At 53.4% G+C, this 20,602-nt stretch carries 14 protein-coding genes; 3 read left to right on the forward strand and 11 right to left on the reverse strand.

Annotation, left to right across the window (positions count from 1 at the left end; all coding sequences use genetic code 11):
- Positions 1-5: 5 nt before the first annotated feature.
- The 6 genes from A8990_RS05010 to A8990_RS05035 all read right to left on the reverse strand — a co-directional run bounded on the left by A8990_RS05010 (position 6) and on the right by A8990_RS05035 (position 12,854).
- On the reverse strand, positions 6-5,960 hold the full coding sequence (locus tag A8990_RS05010) for an S-layer homology domain-containing protein (RefSeq protein WP_116187925.1): 5,955 nt from the start codon (positions 5,958-5,960) through the stop codon (positions 6-8).
- A 137-nt stretch (positions 5,961-6,097) separates the two neighbouring features.
- Entirely contained in the window at positions 6,098-6,931 is an 834-nt protein-coding gene (locus tag A8990_RS05015; protein WP_116187926.1) for a carbohydrate ABC transporter permease, read from the reverse strand.
- Between the two features lie 2 nt (positions 6,932-6,933).
- Positions 6,934-7,836, reverse strand: coding sequence for a carbohydrate ABC transporter permease (locus A8990_RS05020; protein WP_116187927.1), 903 nt, complete (start codon positions 7,834-7,836; stop codon positions 6,934-6,936).
- 61 nt (positions 7,837-7,897) lie between these two features.
- Positions 7,898-9,358 (reverse strand): ABC transporter substrate-binding protein, encoded by a 1,461-nt coding sequence (locus A8990_RS05025; protein ID WP_181909407.1) that lies wholly within the window; start codon positions 9,356-9,358, stop codon positions 7,898-7,900.
- A 262-nt stretch (positions 9,359-9,620) separates the two neighbouring features.
- Complete coding sequence (locus tag A8990_RS05030) at positions 9,621-11,768, reverse strand: hypothetical protein (protein ID WP_116187929.1); 2,148 nt, start codon at positions 11,766-11,768, stop codon at positions 9,621-9,623.
- A gap of 3 nt (positions 11,769-11,771) precedes the next feature.
- Entirely contained in the window at positions 11,772-12,854 is a 1,083-nt protein-coding gene (locus A8990_RS05035) for a glycoside hydrolase family 172 protein (RefSeq protein ID WP_116187930.1), read from the reverse strand.
- 338 nt (positions 12,855-13,192) lie between these two features.
- Between A8990_RS05035 and A8990_RS05040 the strand changes: the two genes are divergently transcribed.
- From A8990_RS05040 to A8990_RS05050, 3 genes are all read left to right on the forward strand, one after another.
- The gene (locus A8990_RS05040; protein ID WP_116187931.1) at positions 13,193-15,004 is read left to right on the forward strand and encodes an RICIN domain-containing protein; all 1,812 of its coding nucleotides are present in this window, start codon (positions 13,193-13,195) and stop codon (positions 15,002-15,004) included.
- A gap of 608 nt (positions 15,005-15,612) precedes the next feature.
- The gene (locus A8990_RS05045; protein WP_116187932.1) at positions 15,613-15,984 is read left to right on the forward strand and encodes a hypothetical protein; all 372 of its coding nucleotides are present in this window, start codon (positions 15,613-15,615) and stop codon (positions 15,982-15,984) included.
- A 377-nt stretch (positions 15,985-16,361) separates the two neighbouring features.
- Positions 16,362-17,372: a metallophosphoesterase family protein gene (locus A8990_RS05050; protein ID WP_116187933.1), complete on the forward strand. Its 1,011-nt coding sequence runs from the start codon at positions 16,362-16,364 to the stop codon at positions 17,370-17,372.
- 424 nt (positions 17,373-17,796) lie between these two features.
- On the opposite strand, the gene A8990_RS32675 is transcribed toward A8990_RS05050, so the two are convergent.
- The 5 genes from A8990_RS32675 to A8990_RS05070 form a co-directional block, all read right to left on the reverse strand.
- Positions 17,797-17,991 (reverse strand): zinc-binding dehydrogenase, encoded by a 195-nt coding sequence (locus tag A8990_RS32675; RefSeq protein ID WP_220376781.1) that lies wholly within the window; start codon positions 17,989-17,991, stop codon positions 17,797-17,799.
- Positions 17,979-18,344: an alcohol dehydrogenase catalytic domain-containing protein gene (locus tag A8990_RS32680; RefSeq protein ID WP_220376782.1), complete on the reverse strand. Its 366-nt coding sequence runs from the start codon at positions 18,342-18,344 to the stop codon at positions 17,979-17,981. Before A8990_RS32680 ends, A8990_RS32675 begins: the two co-directional genes overlap by 13 nt.
- Complete coding sequence (locus tag A8990_RS05060) at positions 18,326-18,667, reverse strand: nuclear transport factor 2 family protein (RefSeq protein WP_116187934.1); 342 nt, start codon at positions 18,665-18,667, stop codon at positions 18,326-18,328. Before A8990_RS05060 ends, A8990_RS32680 begins: the two co-directional genes overlap by 19 nt.
- Complete coding sequence (locus A8990_RS05065; RefSeq protein WP_116187935.1) at positions 18,667-19,623, reverse strand: helix-turn-helix transcriptional regulator; 957 nt, start codon at positions 19,621-19,623, stop codon at positions 18,667-18,669. Before A8990_RS05065 ends, A8990_RS05060 begins: the two co-directional genes overlap by 1 nt.
- A 64-nt stretch (positions 19,624-19,687) precedes the next feature.
- Complete coding sequence (locus A8990_RS05070) at positions 19,688-20,431, reverse strand: SDR family oxidoreductase (protein WP_116187936.1); 744 nt, start codon at positions 20,429-20,431, stop codon at positions 19,688-19,690.
- Positions 20,432-20,602 lie beyond the last annotated feature (171 nt).

Consider the following 20,602-nt stretch of genomic DNA (forward strand, 5'->3'; position numbering starts at 1 on the left):
TGCTCTTAGACGAACCGCTTGTAAAGATTATAGAGCAGCACGGCTGCCTGCGCCCGCGTGCTCGATGCAGCAGGCGCAATGCGCTCGCCGTCGCCATGGACGAGATCCAAGTAAACGAGAGTCGTGACGCCGGCAACCGCATAAGTCGGGACCTGATCAGCGTCCTTGAAGCTCAGCGGCGCTTCGCTGCCGGAATCTGCAATAAGCTCCGCCGCCTTTAGCGCCTTTTGCGTCATGACCATCATATCGGCTCTGGAAATCGCCGCCTTCGGATTGAATCTGCCATCTCCTGATCCCTGCACGATTCCGAGTCTTTGCGCGACGCGCACGGCGCGCTCGTAGTAGGCGCCTGCCGGAACGTCAACGAATCCTTCGCCCTCATGGCCGTTAAGCTCCAGCGTACGCATCAGCATTACGAGGAAGTCAGCCCTCGTAATCCAGTCGTTCGGCTCGAAGGCCGAATCGGAAACGCCGTTCACGATGCCCTTCGAGGCGAGAACTTCGACGGAGTGTCTGGCCCAGGACAGGTTCGCGATATCCGTGAACGTCTTGTTCGCATAAGCGATTGCATAGGTGCTGAAGTGGGTTGTCTTGAACGTGATCTGCCCGGTCTCCACATCATACTTGCCGTTCGGGACTGGGGTTGCCTCCCCATTCGCGCCAATATACCAGACGACGATATGTTCGGGGTCAGCCTTCTCCGCATCGCTTGGCGCGTAAGGAACGGATACGGTTACCGGCGTATTCGGATTGTTCCATGCCACAACCCGATCCCCAGACTTGACGGTCAGCTCAATAACAGGGTGATCGCCGATCAGCTGTGCCGCATTGCCTGGCAATGCGCTCTTATCGGCTGCTGCAAGATTGATACTGACGTCGCCGGATATCCCGGTTCCTTGGAACATGCCGGACGGAAGCCGGACGGTTCCGACCGGGGTTGCAATTTCGATTGTGACCGGACCCTGCGTATTCGCGAATGCTTCAGCCGGAAGCTTGACTTCGTATTCCACCGTTTCGGACTCCCCGTCAACGGAGAAACGCACGACCTTGTGATCGGAGCCGGACTCCTGTACGGCATCCGCCAGCGCTTTGGTCCATGCGGCCGAATCGACGGCGATTTGCTGTTTCCCCTCGCCGGCCGAATTGCCATTGCCGTTGCCATTGCCGTTTCCACTTCCACTTCCATTGCCATTGCCATTGCCGTTTCCGTTGCCGTTATTCGACGGATCGAAGCCGACATTCAGCTCGGAGATGCGCAGATCGTCATACTTCGAATTCGTCACTTCCAATTTCACGTACCTGCCGCTGTGCGCAGAAGGAAACTGAAGCGCGTACTCGCCGATCGTTGATTCCGGATCGTCAACCGTAACGGTAGGCGCCTCCGCGTCGTCCACGACCTTCACAAGCTGGTCCGGACTATCGCCGACATACGCATTGTAGCGATAGATCATGCCGCCGTCATAGTCCATCTGCGTGCGATACCAGATGCTGCTGACGTTATAGCTCTTGCCTAGATCCAGCATGATAAAATGCGGCTTCGGCGGATCATCCCAGCTGACCCACCAGTTCGTCCTCAGGTCCGAATCCAGCACATTCTCAGGTGGAGCGGACGGATGCTGGCTGCTGACCGACTGCACGGACATTTCGGTTTGCGGCACGAAATTGCCCGCCTTCGGCGGAAGCATGTAAGGATCTTCCCCGCCGCCAGGCTGCTCCACTTGCGGAATCGTAATTTGGTTGCGGTCCGTCAGAATGAGGTCGCCGAACAGCGAAGGATCCTTCTGGAAGCCGATGCCGCTCATATACTCGATCCAGCCCCGCCTTTGAGCGCCTTCGCTGTCGTTGACGAGCATCGAGAAGCCGATGTCCGTCAGCCGCTCTGCCGCAGGAATCCGGCTCGCCGGCAATATTTCCGACCATTTCAGCGCGATCTCGTAATTCGTCCGCTTATGCGCTTCGTCTCTGACGATTTTGACCGGACTGTTCTGCAGCAGGCCTGATTTCAGCTCCGCCACGTCCGAATTCGAGACCGCCTTCATCGACTCGCCGGTTTGCGAATTGAGCGCAAACAACAGCTGGTGATGGCCGATCGAATTGTAGCCGGCTGCTCTGCCAGGGTCGATCGACACCTGGACGCTGTCCGCCTGCCAAGCAAAGTCGGGCGTATTCGCTTGATAGTGCGTATCGTCCGTGACGGAGAAAGCCATGTACAGATAGTCGTCATCCCACTTCACCTTGCCGGTTGCGCTCAAATCCGATGCGCCGCCCCATGGGGAAGTCTCGTTGAAGTTTTTCGTCTGCTCCGCTTTGTCGAGGGTATACGTCATGGCGTTCTTCCACTCGTCATCCTGAATATTGCCGTCGATGACGATATTCTCGTCGCCCGCTTTCTTAACGGCGGTCAGCGAGCTAACGGCTTTCTCGATGGTTTTCGAATAACCGTCCGAGCGTTCCACTTTCACGTTAAAATGTGTCGTCCAGCCGCCAGCCAGCATAGGCGCCGGGAAGTAGAGCACCCGTTCGGACTTCGGCGCGACCGCATCAAAGCTCTGCGTGCCCGCGGAATCCGCAGGCTCGGATACGGTCACCGTTCCCGCAGGGATTGAAGCAAACGAATAATTGTTGACGAGTCTGACCGCAAATTCCCAGCCGTCGCCGCTCGTCTTCTCAACCGGATAGGTCTCGACGACGAACGAATCGACCGTCTTCGTATGCACGACCGCTTCGCCAAGCACGCTTCCTTCTTCATTGTGCGGATGAATCGTCACGATGTTCGAATCCTGCACGGAGTCTGCGGACACATGAACCGTGATCGTATCCTGGCTCGATCCAGCGCTGAAGGTTTGCCCCGATACGACAGACCAGCCGTCCGGCAAGCTGACGTCATACGTGCCGGATAAGCTCTGCCCTTCGGCGGAACGATTGATCTTCAGCTCCACATCCTCGCCCGGCACGACGTTTACGAGCGCGTCTGCGGAGGAGAAGTACGGTGTGCCTACGACCGGGTCTTCTGCAAAATGGCCGACGAGATATTGCGGCAGCTCCGATGCCGTCAAGGAAATCGAGCCATTCACAGTCGCGAACGAACTGTCCTTGCCGAAAGCGTCCGTTACGGTCGTCTCGCCTGTCGTGCCGACGTTCAGGCTGACCGACTGCTCGCCTCCGTTTGACCAGATCGCCAGCACGTCCGGACTTCCGTCCTCGTCGCTCTTGAATTTGGCGATCCTCAGATCCGGCGCGGAAGCAAACGAATCGTAAAGCCGCTCGAATGTCTTCCCGTTCAGCAGATCGGAAGCCGCGTTAAGCGCTACATAGGACGGCTTGGATGCTCCTCCCGCCTCGAGCGACACGAGACCGAAATTATGCTCGCCTTCGGCCGGGTTCGTCCCGTCGTTCTGGAAATCGTAGATGAATATCCTCTCGAACTTGCCGGGATTCGCGTGATTCAAAATATAAAGCTGTGAAATATACGCAGCCTGTCTGGATTCCGACACGCCTCCGTTCTGGGCGTACTGCGTCGGCCAGCCCGTCTCTGTAATCCAGATCGGGATATGCTTCGCCGTTTTGGTCGCGATATAGGACGTAATATCTTCCGAGAAGCCGAAGACGCCTTGCTGCTCAGGGTTGTTCGCGCCTGCATACGGATGCATCGAGAGCGCGTCCATATAATCATAGCCGCCCAAATCGATGACCCGCTTCAGGAAGGTCGAATCATAGCCCAGCACGCCGCCGCCTACGACGACCGCATCCGGGTTTGCAACTTTGACCGCAGCGTACGTCGACTTCAGCAGCTCGAAATATTGATCCGCCGAGCCGCCGCCGCCGCCGTTATATTCGTTCCACACCTCGAAATGGCTCACTTTGCCCTTCAAATGCTCGGCAACTTTAAATGCATAATTCGCGAAGGCCGTGCGTTCTTCCGGCGTATCGACGATGCCCTGTGTGTACAGATCGTTGCCGTAATCAAGAATGATCAGCGGATCGAGGCCCGCCGCAACGATCTTATTGACGTAAGCGTCGCCGCCGGAGAAGTCGAACACGCCTGGCTGCTGCTCGATGTTGCCCCAATAATATTCGTCCCGAACCGATTGAATGCCGGCTTGCTTCATAAGCGGAAGCAATATGTCGGGATTCCCCTTGGACTGCGAGAAATGGGCGCCGACGCCGAAGTTATCGATTGTCAGTTCGCGTCCGGACAAATCCTGGATGACGCTGAACCGGTACTCCTCATGCGCGCTCGGCGTTCCGTCTCCGTTCGCGACTTCGACCGCGAGCTTGTAAGCGCCGCGAGGAAGGACGCCGAGGTCGATAGGTTTATTGGCCGCTTCGCCCTGCGCGATCGTTGCCGTGAAGGCGTTCTGCAGCACGACAGCGTTGTTGTAATCAAGCACTTTATAAGTCACGCCGAACGTGCCGTCTGCCGTCTCGTTCGTCAGCGTCAAACCGAAAGCCGCGCTCTCGCCGGAATAGAATACGTTCCCGACCTTGGCGGTCGAAGCTTCGATCTTCACGCGCGCGAGCTTCGTCACGTTGATGCTGCGGAACGCGATCGCCGCTGTCGTGCCGATCCGGAAATCGGCGCCGTTGCTTTCGTTGGCGAAATTGGCATCTTCCAGCGTGAACGTATACGTCTTCCACGTATTGGAGCCTGTCAGCTCGATGCCTTTCAAATAGGACCACGGGGTGTCGAGCGAATCATAGGCAAGCTCCCATTTGCCGCCTCCGGGGATGCTCGCGTCGAAATAGACGACGTCGATCTGCACGGCATTCTTGCCGCCGTTTATGTAGCTGTCGCTTACATTCCCGTAGATATAGCTGGCTCCGTTCGACGGGTTTGTCTGCAGGCCGGTTTGATCGCCAAGCGTGACGAAGCTTGCGCTGCCGCCGTCCCCCGTCCATGTCGTGATCCCCTCGCTTAAGATCGGGTTATCAAAAGTCACCTTTGCATTTTGCAGCACGGGTGGGGCTTCATACTTCGTGACCGTGATGCTCCGGAACGCCACCGGAACCGTCGTGCCGATCCGGAAGTCGGCGCCGTTGCTCTCACCAGCAAACTTGGCGTCTTCCAGCGTAAACGTGTACGTCTTCCATGTGTTCGTGCCGGTCAGCTCGATGCCGCTCAGATATTTCCACGGCGTGTCCGCCGCGTCATAAGCAAGCTCCCACTTCCCGCCGTCAGGTGCTTCGGAATCGTAATACTCCACGGCCACCTGGACGGCATTCGTGCCGCCGTTAATGAAGTTGTCGTCCACGTTGCTGTAGATATAGCTCGCGCCGCTCTCCGGATTCGTCTGCAGGCCGGTCTGCCCGCCAAGCGTGACGGTGCTCGCGCCGCCGCCGTCTCCGATCCACGTCGTGATGCCCTCATTCAACACCGGATCGTTGAACGTGACCTTCGCTTGTGTCATTTCAGGGATGACCTTGGTTACGGCGATGCTCCGGAACGTCACCGGCGCCGTCGTTTCGATCCGGAAGTCCGCTCCGTTGCACTCGTTGGCGAACTTGGCGTCCTCCAGCGTGAACGTGTACGTCTTCCATGTGTTCGAGCCCGTCAGCTCGACATTGCTCGAGTCCTTCCACGGCATATCTGCGGCGTCGTAGGTGATCTTCCATTTCCCGCCGCTCGACTCTGCCGCATCGTAATAATCGACAGCGATCTGTACCTCGTTCGTGCCGCCGTTAATGTAGCTATCGTCTACGTTGCCGTAGATATAGCTCACGCCGCCCGCAGGGTTCGTCTGCAAGCCGGTCTGGCCGCCAAGCGAGACGGTACTTGCACCGCCGCCGTCTCCAGCCCAAGTTGTAATGCCTTCATTCAAGATCGGGTCGTCAAACGTGACCTTCACGCTTTGCGGCGCCGGATCGGCATTGGCCGATCTTGCCCCTGCCGTGAATGCAAGCAGCTGTACGCACAGCAGCGCACAGAGAACGAGCGATACTTTCTTCTTTAAGGCGTTCATAATCGCACTCCTTCTGAATGAAATAGGAACACAAGATTGAAAGCGATTCCGCAGATGTCCGAGCTTCTCTCCTTTCCGCAGCGGAAGACGGCCGCTTCCCTTTCAGAGCCGCGGCCGATGTACCGGGAGGCGAAGGACTATCCTTTTACTCCTGTCGTTACGATGCCTTCCACGATATAACGCTGACCGAGGAAGAAAGTTGCCAGTACTGGGAGCATAAGGAGAATACCGGCCGCGGTCGCGACCGACTGGATCACCAGCTTCGTTCCGTTCGCTGTATAGCTAATCATGCTGAGGGCGGTAGCCAGCGGATAATGATCCTGCTTCAGGAACATGAACGGGGTCATGAAATCGCCCCATGAGCCCTGAAACGTCATAATGGACACCGTCGCTACGACTGGCAGCGAAATCGGCAGGAAGATGTTCCAGTACGTCCGGAAGATCGAGCAGCCGTCGATTCTTGCCGCCTCCTCCAGCTCCTTCGGAATGGAAGAAAAAAACTGGCGGTACAGAAAAATAAAAAATGCATTGCCGCCGAGTCCCCAGAAAAGCCAAGGCCAATACGTATCCAGAAGCCCGTACTTGTGGAACAAAATATAGGTCGGGATTTGCGTAACGATGCCAGGCAGCATCATCGTCGAGAGCACGATCATGAATAGCACGCCGCGTCCCGGCGCCTGGATGCGAGCAAAAGCATAGCCGACGAGCCCGCTGACCAGCGTAGACGTGCAGAGCGAAATAGAACAAATGACAATTGAATTTCGCGCGTAGCTCCAGAAAGCGATCATCGTCGTCGCGAGCTTATAGTTCTCGAAATGAAAACCGTTAGGCAGCAGAGCAGCCGTCGACATCAGCGGACTGAGCGAATTAATGATGGCCAGATACATCGGAAACAGGAACACGGCGGAGAAAGCCACTAGAACGACGTAAACTACAGGATTGCCTTTTCGATCGCCAATTGCCGTTTTCATGTTCACCCCTCCTGGTCCGTTTCGTAATGGACCCAATATTTGCTCGTTACGAACACGACGATCGACAGCAGCAGAATGATAAGGAACAAAATCCACAGCAACGCCATGCCGTAAGCGAACCGCTGAAACGCAAAGATTTGCTGGAACGCATGCACGAAGTAGAGATAGTTCGGCTCAATCGGACGGGCGAGCAATTCGGTCCCAGTCAGCAGAATCGGCTGCAGGTAGATTTGCAGCGAGCCGATGATGCCCATGATGACGTTGAAGAAAATAACCGGCGTCATGAGCGGCAGCGTAATATGGGTCAGCCTGCTGAGGCCCGATGCGCCGTCGATTTCAGCCGCTTCATACAGCTCGCGCGGAATGCCTTTGAGCCCCGCCAGATTGATCAGCACGCCGCCGCCGGCTCCCCAAAGCAGCATCATCACGAGCGAAACGGTCGCATAGTCGTATCCGAGCCAGTTGACTTCCGGCAGGTGCAGAAGCTTCAAAATGTTGTTCAATATGCCGTCGTTGCTCGAGAACATGAATTTCCACATCAGCACGCTGGACAGCGCAGGCACGATGGACGGCAAATAGAAGATCGTCCGGTACACGCCGACTCCGCGCACTTTCACATTCAGCAGCAGAGCCAGACCGAGTCCGAGGAGAACGCCCAGCGGTACGTTAAACGCCGTCACGACCAGCGTTGTGCCTAGCGCATGCATCGCGTCCGTATCCGTAAATACGTTGTGGTAATTGTGAAAGCCCGTAAATTTCAGGTGATGGATATTGAACCCGTAATAGTTCGTAAAGCTGAGAAACAGGCCGTACAGCATCGGATAAAGCCCGAACAGCAGAAACACGATGAGCCACGGCGATACCATCAGGTAAAAGGCAAAGGTCCTTCTCGTTCTATCTTTCATGCTTCCACTCCTTCCTCGAAAAGGAAGGGAGAGTTCAAATTGGAACCCCCCCGGTGTTGAATTATTGGCCTGCGGCGGACATGGCTTCCGTAATCACGACGTTGGCGTCCTTCGTCATGCCCGTGATCGCATCTTCGACCGTTGATTTGCCGAAATAGAGCGGCGCCGCGTACTTGTCGAAGATCGGCCAGCCGCCGCTCGACAAATACGGATTCGTCTGCAAATATTGGCTCGTATACTGCAGCTCATCCTGAAGCACCTGGTTGACTTGCTTGTCGAACGCGGTCTCCTTCGGCAGCAGATCCATCTTGCTCTTGAATACAGGAAGCCCCCATCCGGTCTTCGCACGGTCGTCGGCCGGCTTGCCGCCGAAGAACCACTCGTAGAAGGTCCATGCCTCTTCTGGATGCTTCGTTTCTTTATTGATAATCGCGCCCGTTGCGCCGCCTGTCGGTGCTACGCGTGTTCCGCCCGGAGCCGTCGGCGTAGGCAGCATGCCGTAGTCGTCCAGATGCGTCTTGGACTTCTCGTTGCTGCGGATCGCGCCGCTGTACCAGTAACCGTCGATAATCATCGCCGCTTTGTCGCTCAGGAACAGGTCGCCGCCGGACGTCTGATCGTTGTTGATCGAGTTCGGGCCGATACCGTCCTTCACCGCTTGCACCCACATATTGAGATAATCCTTCGCAGCCGGTTTATTCAGATCGATGGAACCGTTGTTGTCGCCGTTCATGTTGACGCCTGCGCTCAGCAGATACTGGAGCATATTGTTGAAATTCGGCTCCGTCTTGCCCCACTCGGTCGCCGAAAGCCCGTACTGCTTGACCGTCTTGCCGTCCTTGATCGTCAGCTTCTTGGCAAGATCGATCACCTCAGGCCAGGTCATCGGCTTGGACGAATCCGGGAGCGGCACGCCAGCCGCATCGAATGCTTTCTTGTTATAGAAAATGGCATAGTCGTTCGACCAGTCCTTAGGCAGGCCGTAAATCGGGCCGGTGCCGACCGTCTTGCCGTCGAAGCGGTAAATGTCCGCGATCGGCAGCAGGTCGTCGGATTTGATCACGCTGCTGTTCGCAATCCGGTCCGAGAGGTCCATCGCGATGCCCTTGATGACGTAGCCGGGCAGATCGAATACGCCGGACATCCGGATCACGTCCGGTGCGTCTCCCGTCGCCAGCTCGGCCGCAAGCTTCGTCGCGTCTAGCGCCTCAAGCTGGATCTTGATATTCGGATGATCCTTCTCGAACTCGGCGATCTGATCCTTCGAGAGCTCGCCGTCCGTAATACTCGTACGGATCGTAACGACTTCTCCGCTCGCTTTGCTGCCTGCGTTGTTGCCGCTCGCACTCGTATTTGCATTGGAGTCTGCATTCGAGCTTGCGTTCGTGCCCGAGTTCGCGCTTGCATTCGTGCCTGCGTTTGTGCCAGCCGAACTGTTCTCGCCGTTATCTCCGCCTCCGCAGCCCGCGAGGACGGTCGCCGCGACTGTAACTGCGGACAACGTAAGTGTCAACTTTTTCATGTGATCGGTTTCCCCCTTGATCATGTGTGTTGAAAGCATCGATGACGTGCCGCCTGGCCAGCTGCCAACGGAATTTGAAGCGCTTTCGTTGCTTTCATATTCATTATAGAAAGCCGCACGGCCGCACCCGTAGGAATTTCATGCCCTGTCCGATCTGAAATTTATGACTCGTTAGAAGGGGAAACCGAGAGAACAGACAAAGAAAGCTCCATTCCTGCCGGGACCGGCAGAAATGAAGCTTCTTCACTGGCAGCTTCCCGAGTTAAGAGAACACTGCCTCTTCGCGCCAATTGAAAGAGACTCCCGGCGGCAGCGCTGAGCGGACGCCTCCGCCCGGCGCTCTTTCCACGGTTGCGCTTAAACTCCGGTCATCCGCCGAATATTCAAAAGAAAGCTGACCGAAGTAGGTAGGCATCCCGCGAACGGAGAACGATTCCGTCAGCCACGATTCGGGAATGCCCGAACCGATAATTAACGAATCTCCTTTTTCCCTGGCCAGACAGTCCCGTAGCAGCAGGAACACCTCGGCCGCCGTCCAGCCGTGAGGGGTCACATATCGAATCAGGTCCCATCCGCGCGCTCGCTGCCATTGCAGGGAGGAGTTCTCGTCATCGCAGCCTTCGTGGTACGTATACAAGCCAGGCGCCGTATGGTTGTTCAGAAAATGCTCGATCGACACCCAGGCGCGATCGGCTCTCCCCATCAGCAGCAAATTATGTGCCTGCCCGGCTTCGAAATACGTCCAAAGCGGTTCTGGGGCGTGCTTGCCGCCGGGAAAGCGTTCTTCGTTCCAGAATTTATCCATTCCGGCGATCAAGTGCGGGTCGCTCGTGTCGCCCCATCCGGTCGGCCAGAACACCGAATTGTAATCGCGCGGATTTTCGCCGAAGTCGTTCTCCGCTTTACGGAGAATGGCTTGGTGCAAGTCTTCCGCTTCATCGTCGAACCATGCCCCTTCGATGCCTAATTCCTTCGCGCACATGGCCGCCCGCTTCAGCGCCATATAGGAATGGCCGTTGATCCAGAACCCCGGGTGGCTATGATCCATCCGTCCTACAATAAGACCGTCGACGCTGGCTATGCACATCATGTCGCTCTCCGCTCGCAGCAGCATCTCGGGCGTCCGGTTGTCGTTGTGACGCTTGATCGGCACGTCCGTATGGCGCATGCTGCGGATCAATTCCGCTTTGCGCACGATATGTGGGTACATGTCTTTCAAGTATTCCTTGTCGCGCGTCAGCAGATAGTGCTCTGAGATCATCCATATGCCGTTAGCCGGGCCGTCTCCTTCCGCTCCGAAGCCTCCGAAGGCATCGCGGTGGGCAACTGCCCGCGTCGCGCGGTCGTTAAACGGTTGGAATCCGCCCTTGCCCAGCGCCGCCAATATGTACGCTCCGTCTCTCAGCCACCACAGCGGATAGGATATCGGCGTAATGCGCGGCTCGGCTTCCACGGTGAACATATAAAGATGCGTCAATTGGGCCAGCATCGCTTCCTGAAACCGCCGGTCCGGGAGGTCGAGCTTAATCCGGTTCTGATCTTCCCAGCGGACAGCAAACTCTTCGAGCGACGGCATGGCTCCCGTCTCGTTCCGTCCGTTCCGTCCGTTCCGTTCTTCTAAGCCGAGCATTTTCTTGACCATCCAGTTGTCGGCGTGCAGCTGAAACGCGAAGGACAGCTTTCGCTTCTCTCCTGGCGCCAGCGACAAGCTATATTCAAGCGCTCCGCTCGCCCAACTTGAGCGGTCCTCCATCCGGGTATCTGGAGGCAGCGTCCCCCTCTTCAAGAAATCGGAAATATCCAGTCCCGTTTCCGAATAACTGAGGGAGCCGAACCGGGTCGGCTGCTCTTCCGCGTGCATAACCCGCCCGTCATTGACGACCAAGTCGCTGCCTTCCATCGCGAGGCTGACGATCGGACCTCCCGAAGCGCCGAACGAGCGAATCGGCAGGTAGAACAAGCCTGTCGCAGCATCGGACGAGCTGTTCTCCAGCTCGACTGTGAAGTACGTGCGGATATCGTTCGTGTCCGGATCGCCATCGGTGAACAGATGAGTCACAACGTTGAATTTACCTGCATTCCATGTCGACGTCAGAACCGGAATATAGCCATCGCGGAACCTCCATGACAATCGGTTCAGAGGCAGCTCCTCAGGGGTGTGCAGCCGGCCTTCTGCGTAAATCCAGGGGGAAACGCCAAACGTCCGATGCCCGGGAGAAAAGGAATTGCCCGGCTCCGCGACGGTTTTGTATCCTTCATGGGATGTCGGCACGCCGAGAATGACGTGCGTGTCGCTCCTGTTCCATATCCAGTGAGGATGCTTTTTCCTCATTTCGATCATCGCCAAATGCTCGACCATGCTGTATACGTTGTACACCGGCTTGACGAACGCGTTCTTCTCTTCTTCCATCCTTTAGATCACCTCCAGCTCGTCTTTGCCCGGAAAGGCCGGATAGGGAGCATGCGGCTCCGACTGATACCAATAGGCGACGGAGGCGATATCGTCCCGAAGAGGCAAATACCGTCCCTCGCTCCTCCAGCCGAGTGCTTGAACAGTCACCTTAATCTCTTCTTCGAACCGAATCGGATCGAGAATATGCCATCTGTACATCCCGAACCGTTGATTGACCTTGGAAAAGCCGTTGGACCGGGATACTTGGTGAAAGCCGAGATAGTCCGACGTAAACGGCAAATAGCCTTGCCCTTCCACCTGCTCGAACGCCCAGGCGCCTCCGACGTAATCCTCGGTTCCCGTTCCGCAAATCGTCGGAAACTCATTGTCCCCGTCCAGGAAAAACTTCACTTCCCCTTCTCCCCACCAGCCGTCGTTGTTCGCCTGCCATGCCATGTAAGTGCCGACGAAATGCCCTTGTCCTTTCACACCGTCCAGGATGGTGTGAACGTCCTTATAACCGAGCGGGTTGCTGCGACGCCATTGGGCGTGGAAGTATGCCATATCCGCCGGTATGTCCGTCAAAGCGTAGTCGATTTGATAGAAAAATTGCGGTATTGCCCCTCCAAGATTCTCGATGGTGATTCTGGCTGATCCGCGGAAAGGCATTTGCCAATAGCTGTTCATCCCTCCGCCGGACATAACGGCGATCGGCGCGGAATTGACGATGCTCCTCTCGCACCAGCCGTTGCAAAAGAAATCGCCGAGCGGCACTTCGACGGAAGGCGTTTCCTCATCGTCCCAATACATCCGCAATACAAGGCTTCTCCAGCTGCCAGGGTGACATGTCATCCACATATGGGTAATGATACCCGGGCCAACAATATGCGCGAGCTCGAACGACGAGCCTTTCTCTAGCGTAACGGCCGGCGACACCTTCCAGCCTTGTCCCAAATCCCGCGCGCAGCTCGCGCTGATGCCGTCGAGCGACATCCCTCCTTTGCCCTTCTCGCCGGTAAAGTTCTCCGCGCTGATCGATCTCGATTTCGCTTTCGACAGCCTTGCGATATTCCCCAAGTGCAATTCCAAGCCGTTAAAGTCCATTGTTTCTCCTCCATGTTCGTTCGCATCTGCTGATGCAGGTTACTCCTCGTTCATTATAATGACGGACGCGTGCATCCCCTTATGAAATTCATGCGCTCCCGGACCTTAATTTTGTTACGCGTTTTCTCCAAGCTGAGAGGAATGCAAGAGCCCTTACTCGCGATTCTGTTTCTTAAGCGCAGAGGTTTATAATTTCCTATGCAATTTGTACAAAATTTCCTATCGGGAACGTGCTCCGATCGCCTATCATGAAAGCGTTTCCTAATCCTGAAGGAAGGAGGGCAAGGTTTACTTAGAACCGGATTTACAGCCAACCCATTCAAAGGAGGAACAAGGTTATGCGAATTGCGATTCACAAACGGCGACTGCTGCTGTCGGCGCTCATCCTCGTCTTCATGCTGTCCATCGTTGCCATCATGCCTTCGCGCGCAAGCGCGGCGCCGGTATCCGGCGTCACCTACAAGCTGATCAACCCGCACAGCGGCAAGGCGCTCGACGTTACGGCAGAAGGAACCGCAGACGGCACGAACGTGGAAATCTGGACGGACAGCGGCAGCGTGGCGCAGAGCTGGCAAGTGATCGATGTCGGCGGCGGTGCGTACAAACTGATTAATCCGAACAGCGGCAAGGCACTCGACGTGCAAGGTGCAGGGACTGCGGACGGAACGAACGTGCAGATCTACACCGACAACGGAACGAGCGCTCAGAAGTGGCAAATCACCTTGAATGCCGACGGCACCTATAAGGTTATTAACGTGAACAGCGGCAAAGCGCTGGACGTTACTTCTAATGGAACGGCAGACGGCACGAACGTGGAAATCTGGACGGACAACGGCTTTGACAACCAGAAGTGGCAGCTGGTGCCGATCTCTTATTCCTCGGGCACGACGGCAGCGAAAGCGGACGACTTCCTGAACTCCATCGGCGCAAACACGCATATGGGCCACGGCACGGATAGCGCTTCGCAGACCGCCACCGCCTTGAGCTATGCGGGCATTCGCGTTGTACGCGAAGGTGACAACGCGAGCTCAACCTTCATCAATGACCTGATTGGCGTGCATAATTCGTCCGGCGTCAAATTTGTCATCACGAGAAGCGGCCCGGACGACGCCTGGATGACGGACGTCATTAACGGGTCCAAAACATTGGCAAATTCAGGCGCACTGCTGGCCATGGAAGGACCCAACGAGCCGAACAATTGGGCTGTCACCTACCAGGGAAGCACCTCGACGAGCACGACGGATTTTATGCCTGTCGCGAAATGGCAGCGGGACTTCTACTCCAGCGTCAAAAGCGATCCCGTGCTGAGCAGCTATCCGGTATTCTCTTCCAGCGAAGCCGGCGGCAGCGAACCGAACAATGTCGGCCTGCAGTTCCTTACCATCCCGAGCGGCGCAGGCGCGCTCTTGCCGGCAGGTACGAAATTCGGCGACTTCGCGAACGTTCATAACTATATCAGCCGCCAAGCAAGCATTATCGACAATATGGCCTGGGATAACGCTTCTTCCGATTACGTCAGCTGGATCGACGGCATTTATCAGGAGTACGGCGTGACCTGGCGCAACGGCTACAATGGCTATACCGCATCCGCCGACCGCGCTGCGCTGCCGAAGGTGACGACCGAGACAGGTTGGACGACCGGCGGAAGCGGCAGCATTACGCAGGCTCAGCAGGGCAAACTGTATTTGAACATGTACCTCTCCCAGTTCAAGCGCGGGTTCAAGCATACATTCATCTACATGCTGCGGGACACTCCGCTTTCCTCGCCGCCGAACACCGACAACTACTTCGGCATCTTCGACAGCAGCTACAATGCGAAGCTCGCAGCGACTTATCTCCACAACATGACGACGATTTTGGCAGACTCCGGCTCTATCGCCGTGACGGGCAAACTGAACTACTCGATTCCGAGCCAGCCGTCCACCGTTCATGATCTGCTGCTGCAGAAGAAGAACGGCAAATTCGAGCTGGTCGTCTGGAACGAGAAGGCATCCGGCTCGAACACGGTGACGGTCAATCTTGGCGCAACGATAGGATCCGTGAAACGGTACGACCCCACTAGCGGAACATCTGCGGTGCAATCGTACAGCGGCGTCAACTCGGTCAGTTTCACGTTGAGCGATCACCCGCAAATTCTCGAGCTTCAATAAGAACAAGCCGCAAGGCTTGACACGTTCTCTTTGATTCACCAAAATGCAGGCCGATCCTCAAAAACGATATTCATCGTTGAGGATCGGCCTATTATTGTTATGTACTTCTCGCGTCACGCACGGCGGTGAACCGCCTTTCCTTGAATTATCATGCTGCGCTTTCATTCATAAGCAGCAGATCCGCGTCAGCCCCGCAATCAATGCGGCCTTTGCTCTCCAATCCAAGCGCATCGGCCGTTGTTCTCGTCGCGATAATTTTCGCACCTCGAGCGGAATGTGGTTAAGCGCTTCATTTATCGTGACATTCTTGAACGATGATGGCCATCCTCTGTTAAACAAACGCCATAGCTTAGTAATCAACTGTAGCAAAAAAGGCGTTTTCTTTCGATTCACATATGATCAAACCTGATACCCATCTTTTGTATCATAGTAAATAAATAAACCGAAACTTTCTCTTACCACTTTACTCCCTCTATATGTAAAGTTATTGTCTCTATTAAACCTCTTGCCACAAGCTTGTACCAAAAAACAGGCCAATCACCTCTTAGGTTTGTCCACTCTATTAAAGAGGCGCTTGCATAAGTTGTAAGCGAAAGGAGTGATGAAACATGGCAACTAAACGCGTAAAACCATTACGTTACAATCCAGCTAGTACTGGCAGAGTCATTCGTAAATCGGTTCAAACAAGTACGAATGGATCCAGAGGTTCAAACACGAATCCAACATTTAACCGCTTGACCGTTCTTTGGGTCAATATTGACGGCGTTCCATTCAATACGACTGGCTTCTTCGCACGTTTATTCCGCAACGGCCAGCTTGTCGCTACAGCTTCGTTTGACCGCTACGGTGTTGTTCGATTCAATAACATCAACACGCTGACGAACTTCTCGTACAACATCCGCACTTACGATGCTAATGGCCTCGAGTACCGTTCCCGTAACATCCCGGCTGGCGTCCAAACTTATGCCATCATTGGCTAACAGACAGCATATCCCTCATTAACGACAACAGCAGCACGGCTCTTTGGGAGAGCTTGTGCTGCTGTTCTTTTTCCTGCAGCTATATCGCACAGCCTCATCTGCAAAAGCAGCGGATTTATCGACCGTTTGGTGTAGTACTCGTGCAAGGCTCGGAAGGCTGCGTTTTTAGCGACCAATGCCGTTCTTACCCATAGGACTCAGATCCCGAGAGCTAATCCGTTCGCCCCCCCTACTTGTTAAATCTCGATTAGGGTCGTTGGGGCATGACCCCGAATCACATGCGATATTGACATCGACAGAACCAAAGTAGCTCTTTTTGTTTTATTCCATCAGCAGTTGCTGTAATTCCGCTCCAGCCTCAAACTTTGGAAGAGCCCATGCGCATTAATTATATTGTCAGTTTTAAAAAACAGGTAAGAACCATGGGAGAGGATATTAACTTGAAATCAAGAACTCAGAACGTTAAATTTAACAAAGCAACGCCCAGTAAGCACAGTACTTTGTTTCGGACTTCGAAAGCACAGTTGTTGGCGAGTGTAAAGAAGTTGAAAAGTAACGAATACACCTTTATTGGTATGGGTGATGGTTGGGCAGGAAACGGGCAAGCGAGCAATGCAATATTTGGATCAGTCTTATCTGCTATTCGCAACTTGAAGAAGAAACCTTTATTTATTTTGCATAACGGAGATGCCGTTTTCACGGGAAGCGATCAGGAATTCAAGACAGGCGGAACTTATTCTGGTGTGCCGGTAAAAAGCTTGCTGCAACTGATTAAAGATCCAAATAAAGGCGTACCCGATATCCCCTTCTTCATCGTACCCGGCAACCATGAACATACAGGAATAAACGGTCCGCTTACGAACTTTAGAAAGTATATCGGTCCTGCGCATTTTGGAATCAACCTCCCCAAAATTAAAACCACTATCATCGGTCTGAATAACTCACAGCAGATCGGCACAGACTCGAATGGGCAAACGATCTACGGTTTTGCGCCAGGTGAGCTGGCTTTTCTAAGAAATCATTTAAAAAAAGCCCAGAAAAATACACTGTTGACGATGCATGTAGCCCCTAGAATTGGAAAATGGGCAAATCCGCGCTATTTTCAGGATCCAACATCGACCTTTGGTAATGCCAGAGGACAATTGACCCGGTTTCTGTCAACTGTCCGCGGCAAGGTTCCTCAAGTTCTCATGGGACATGTGCATGCCTTGGATCAATTAACCTTTCAAGGCACGAAGTACACTATTTCTGGGGGAGCCGGTGCGCCGCTTGTAAAGAAAGGCTTCCTCAAAGGAGCACCAACACCTATCTTCCACATGATCGAGTTCACCGTTAAATGCGGTGTTATCGTAAAACGTCGTGTCATTCCAGTCGGTGATACCGCTTAAAGTTCGATAAAGAGGCGGATTCACAACGCCGTACTTTACTTGCATTTCCCTCAGAAAATATGCGAGGCTCAGCCAGTAGAACAGACAGGTTGTGCAGACGTTCGCTTCTCCGCTTGCAGCCTTCAAGATGCGATTCCCAATATCTCGGAATTGAGATCAAGTTCTTGTCATTTTCGGAGATGGGATCAAGTTCTTGTCATTTGAGTTTGAATAGAACTTGACCCCATTACATAAAAAAAGCCGCGATTTACGCGGCAATTAGTGAGATAATGTTCTTGTCACCTGACAATATTGTTGCTTGTCCTCTTACATCATGATGATGCAATATATTGAACTGCTCCAATAGTAATCAACATAAGTATAAAAACAACGATAAAGCCTATTATGAACTTTGACAAACTGAGAGAATGCGATCTGTTTTGGATTATTCTTGGATCCTTACAGCTACTTTTCCACTCGCCTTTCCGTCTTCCATAAGCTTGAAGGCTTCGTTCACCTGTTCGAATGTAAACCGATTCGGATCCAAGTTTACTTTTAACTCTCCCAATTCAGCCAGATTGGCAGCCGCCTCCATAATAACACCGTGATGGGCTCTACCTTTCCCTGTTAGCAGCGGCAACAGCGTGAAAAGTACCTGCAGGCTGTTATGAAAATCAACGGCAGTGCAGCTGTCTCCTCCATTGTCAAATTAACCGGCTTCTTAGCCAAAAGGTCTGCGTCACATGCGGCATACTCGGCAAGTGAACCCTGCACCTCACCGATTCCCCCAGCCATTCCGTATACTTCGTCATCTAGCTTAAACTTTTGGACACTGCTGCCAGCTGCCTCCACCACACCTGCAAGGTCAATTCCAAGAATCGCTGGTACCTGCCTTTTAGCGTGAGCAGCTTGACCAACACGAATTTTTGAATCCAGCGGGTTGATCCCGCTTGCTTTAATTTTGTTTTGGAAGACTACTGTTCTAGGTCGCACTTTAGTTTTTCAATCAGGCCATTATTTAGAAAGAACTTATACAGACCGATAACTTCGTTACCAGCAAAATCTCCTTTAAACAGAACCCGCATATCGACGACAACGTCGTTGACAATGAATTCTATGATATCCGTATGAGTGTTCGTGCCAACGAAATAAGTTACAAAATAGTCTACTATCTCCTTCTTGCCTACAAGATCCCATCCTAAAGAATCTTCTTCAATCCGCCCATTATTGGAGAACGTTCTAGCATACCTCTCGACATCGTGTCGGTTCGAAGCGTCTAAGTATTCCACTACAACCGCTGGTAAAACCTGTGTCATTACAATTCCCCCTTCATATCGGCACAAGTAGGGTCGCTGCCCTCTTTAGCTGTCCCTAACCTAAATCTCATCATATCTAGCTGACTCATCAAGCTGGTTCTCACACGCTTAGGCTCAACATCTTCCAGCAGATCGCCGAAGGAAAGCAAGTAGTTGTTTAGCCATGCTCCCTCCGGAAGCTCGACTGATACCGTGTAGGAACTATCATCATTCACAGTAATTGCTGCCGCGTCAAATTCGTCATACACCCGATATGCTCCTTTGGGAGATAACTTTATCGTCACCTGAACCGATTCTAGAATGGCATGCTCTTCCGCCAACTCGATAGCCGCTGCATATGGTTTCGGTTTAAAGTGGCTGTCCATGACGATGACATCTTTCATCCGACTTATTTTGAATACACGGTGGCCATCGCTCTCCAAACAATAGGCTGCCAAGTACCATGATTTGCTTTTGAATAGAAGCTGAACTGGCTCCGCGCTCCGGAGACTCTCACGGCCGGCACTGTTATAGTACCGGAATTTAATTAATCTACAATCGGCAATCGCTTGGCGGAGCTGCGCAAAAAGTTGCCGCCTCTGCTCTTCGCTTCCCCATGGCGAAAAGTCGACTTCAAGCCATTGGCTTCCCTCTTTTTTAAACAACAGTCCCATTTTATGCAGTACAGCATGAATCTCCGGATAATCCGCAGCCGCAAGACTTTGAAGCGCAGCCAGCACATCTTCTTGCTCCCTATCGGTTAACATAGAAGCGTGAAAGGAATAGCCTTCTAACAGCGAGATGCCTCCACCTTTGCCTTTGCTTGCGTACACCGGAATGCCGGCGGCACTCAGTGCATCGATATCCCGGTAGATCGTACGAGGGGATACCTCGAAATGCTCGGCTAATTCGCCGGCGGTTACCGTTTTCTTGTTCAAGAGCATATACAAAATCTCAAAAAGTCGGCTCACCGCCATTGCATTTCACCTCGTAACTTGTCTAAGTTCATGCCATCTATGTCTAAATGTGATCTCCTCTCCGTTAGGAAGGCTGCACAGTTGGTCGAACAATCATCTCATTGATACTCGTATCGGCAGGTTCGTTAATCGCAAACGCAATCGCTCTGGCAATGCTGTCAGGCGAAATGGCAAAGTGGCTCATTTGATCAACCCAGCCCTTAATTTCATTATTGCTAATAGACTCAGTCAACTCCGAAGACGTAACTCCCGGCGAAACGATCGTCGTACGAATATTGGAGGTGGGTCCTTCTTCTTGACGAAGTCCTTCGGAAATAGCTCTGACGGCAAACTTTGTACCGCTGTATACAGCAGCCGTTGGATCTACCCTGTAACCAGAGACAGAAGATATTGTAATGACGTGTCCCGACTTTTGCTCTCTCATCTTAGGCAGCACTGCAGCGATCCCGTAGAGAACTCCCTTAATATTGACGTCAACCATTTTATCCCATTCCTCAATTTTCAATTCATGCAGAAACGAAAGCGGCATGATTCCCGCATTATTAATTAGAACATCGATTTGACCGTATTCCTGCACCGCATAATCGGCAAGCTTGCGCATGTCCCCTGCAGATGCGACATCAGTTGTAACGTATACAGCGCTACCACCACTTTGTTGTATATTCGCGACAATCTCCTTTAACCGATCTTCTCTTCTCGCTGCCAACACAACTTTTGCTCCGTATTTTGCCAGCAAAAGTGCCGTAGCTTGCCCGATGCCGCTCGATGCTCCAGTAATAATAACGACTTTAGATTGGATGTTTTCCATTATATTTCTCCTCATTTCAATGTTAAACTGCGTATTCTCCGCAATCACACAGCTAGCATAACCTTTATAATCAGACAACTGTGTGTCATATTATAAATTCGTATAGGTGTATATAAATGGAAATCAGAGAGGGCTATTTCGAGCTTTCTCTCAATTATTCATACAAAAAAA

This window comes from Paenibacillus taihuensis (assembly GCF_003386535.1).
Classification (GTDB): domain Bacteria; phylum Bacillota; class Bacilli; order Paenibacillales; family Paenibacillaceae; genus Paenibacillus_Z; species Paenibacillus_Z taihuensis.

Excerpts from the sequence above, each read along its gene's own strand:
- A8990_RS05010 (WP_116187925.1), bottom strand. The coding sequence starts at position 5,960 with ATGAACGCCTTAAAGAAGAAAGTATCGCTCGTTCTCTGTGCGCTGCTG.
- A8990_RS05015 (WP_116187926.1), bottom strand. The coding sequence starts at position 6,931 with ATGAAAACGGCAATTGGCGATCGAAAAGGCAATCCTGTAGTTTACGTC.
- A8990_RS05020 (WP_116187927.1), bottom strand. The coding sequence starts at position 7,836 with ATGAAAGATAGAACGAGAAGGACCTTTGCCTTTTACCTGATGGTATCG.
- A8990_RS05025 (WP_181909407.1), bottom strand. The coding sequence starts at position 9,358 with ATGAAAAAGTTGACACTTACGTTGTCCGCAGTTACAGTCGCGGCGACC.
- A8990_RS05030 (WP_116187929.1), bottom strand. The coding sequence starts at position 11,768 with ATGGAAGAAGAGAAGAACGCGTTCGTCAAGCCGGTGTACAACGTATAC.
- A8990_RS05035 (WP_116187930.1), bottom strand. The coding sequence starts at position 12,854 with ATGGACTTTAACGGCTTGGAATTGCACTTGGGGAATATCGCAAGGCTG.
- A8990_RS05040 (WP_116187931.1), top strand. The coding sequence starts at position 13,193 with ATGCGAATTGCGATTCACAAACGGCGACTGCTGCTGTCGGCGCTCATC.
- A8990_RS05045 (WP_116187932.1), top strand. The coding sequence starts at position 15,613 with ATGGCAACTAAACGCGTAAAACCATTACGTTACAATCCAGCTAGTACT.
- A8990_RS05050 (WP_116187933.1), top strand. The coding sequence starts at position 16,362 with ATGCGCATTAATTATATTGTCAGTTTTAAAAAACAGGTAAGAACCATG.
- A8990_RS05060 (WP_116187934.1), bottom strand. The coding sequence starts at position 18,667 with ATGACACAGGTTTTACCAGCGGTTGTAGTGGAATACTTAGACGCTTCG.
- A8990_RS05065 (WP_116187935.1), bottom strand. The coding sequence starts at position 19,623 with ATGGCGGTGAGCCGACTTTTTGAGATTTTGTATATGCTCTTGAACAAG.
- A8990_RS05070 (WP_116187936.1), bottom strand. The coding sequence starts at position 20,431 with ATGGAAAACATCCAATCTAAAGTCGTTATTATTACTGGAGCATCGAGC.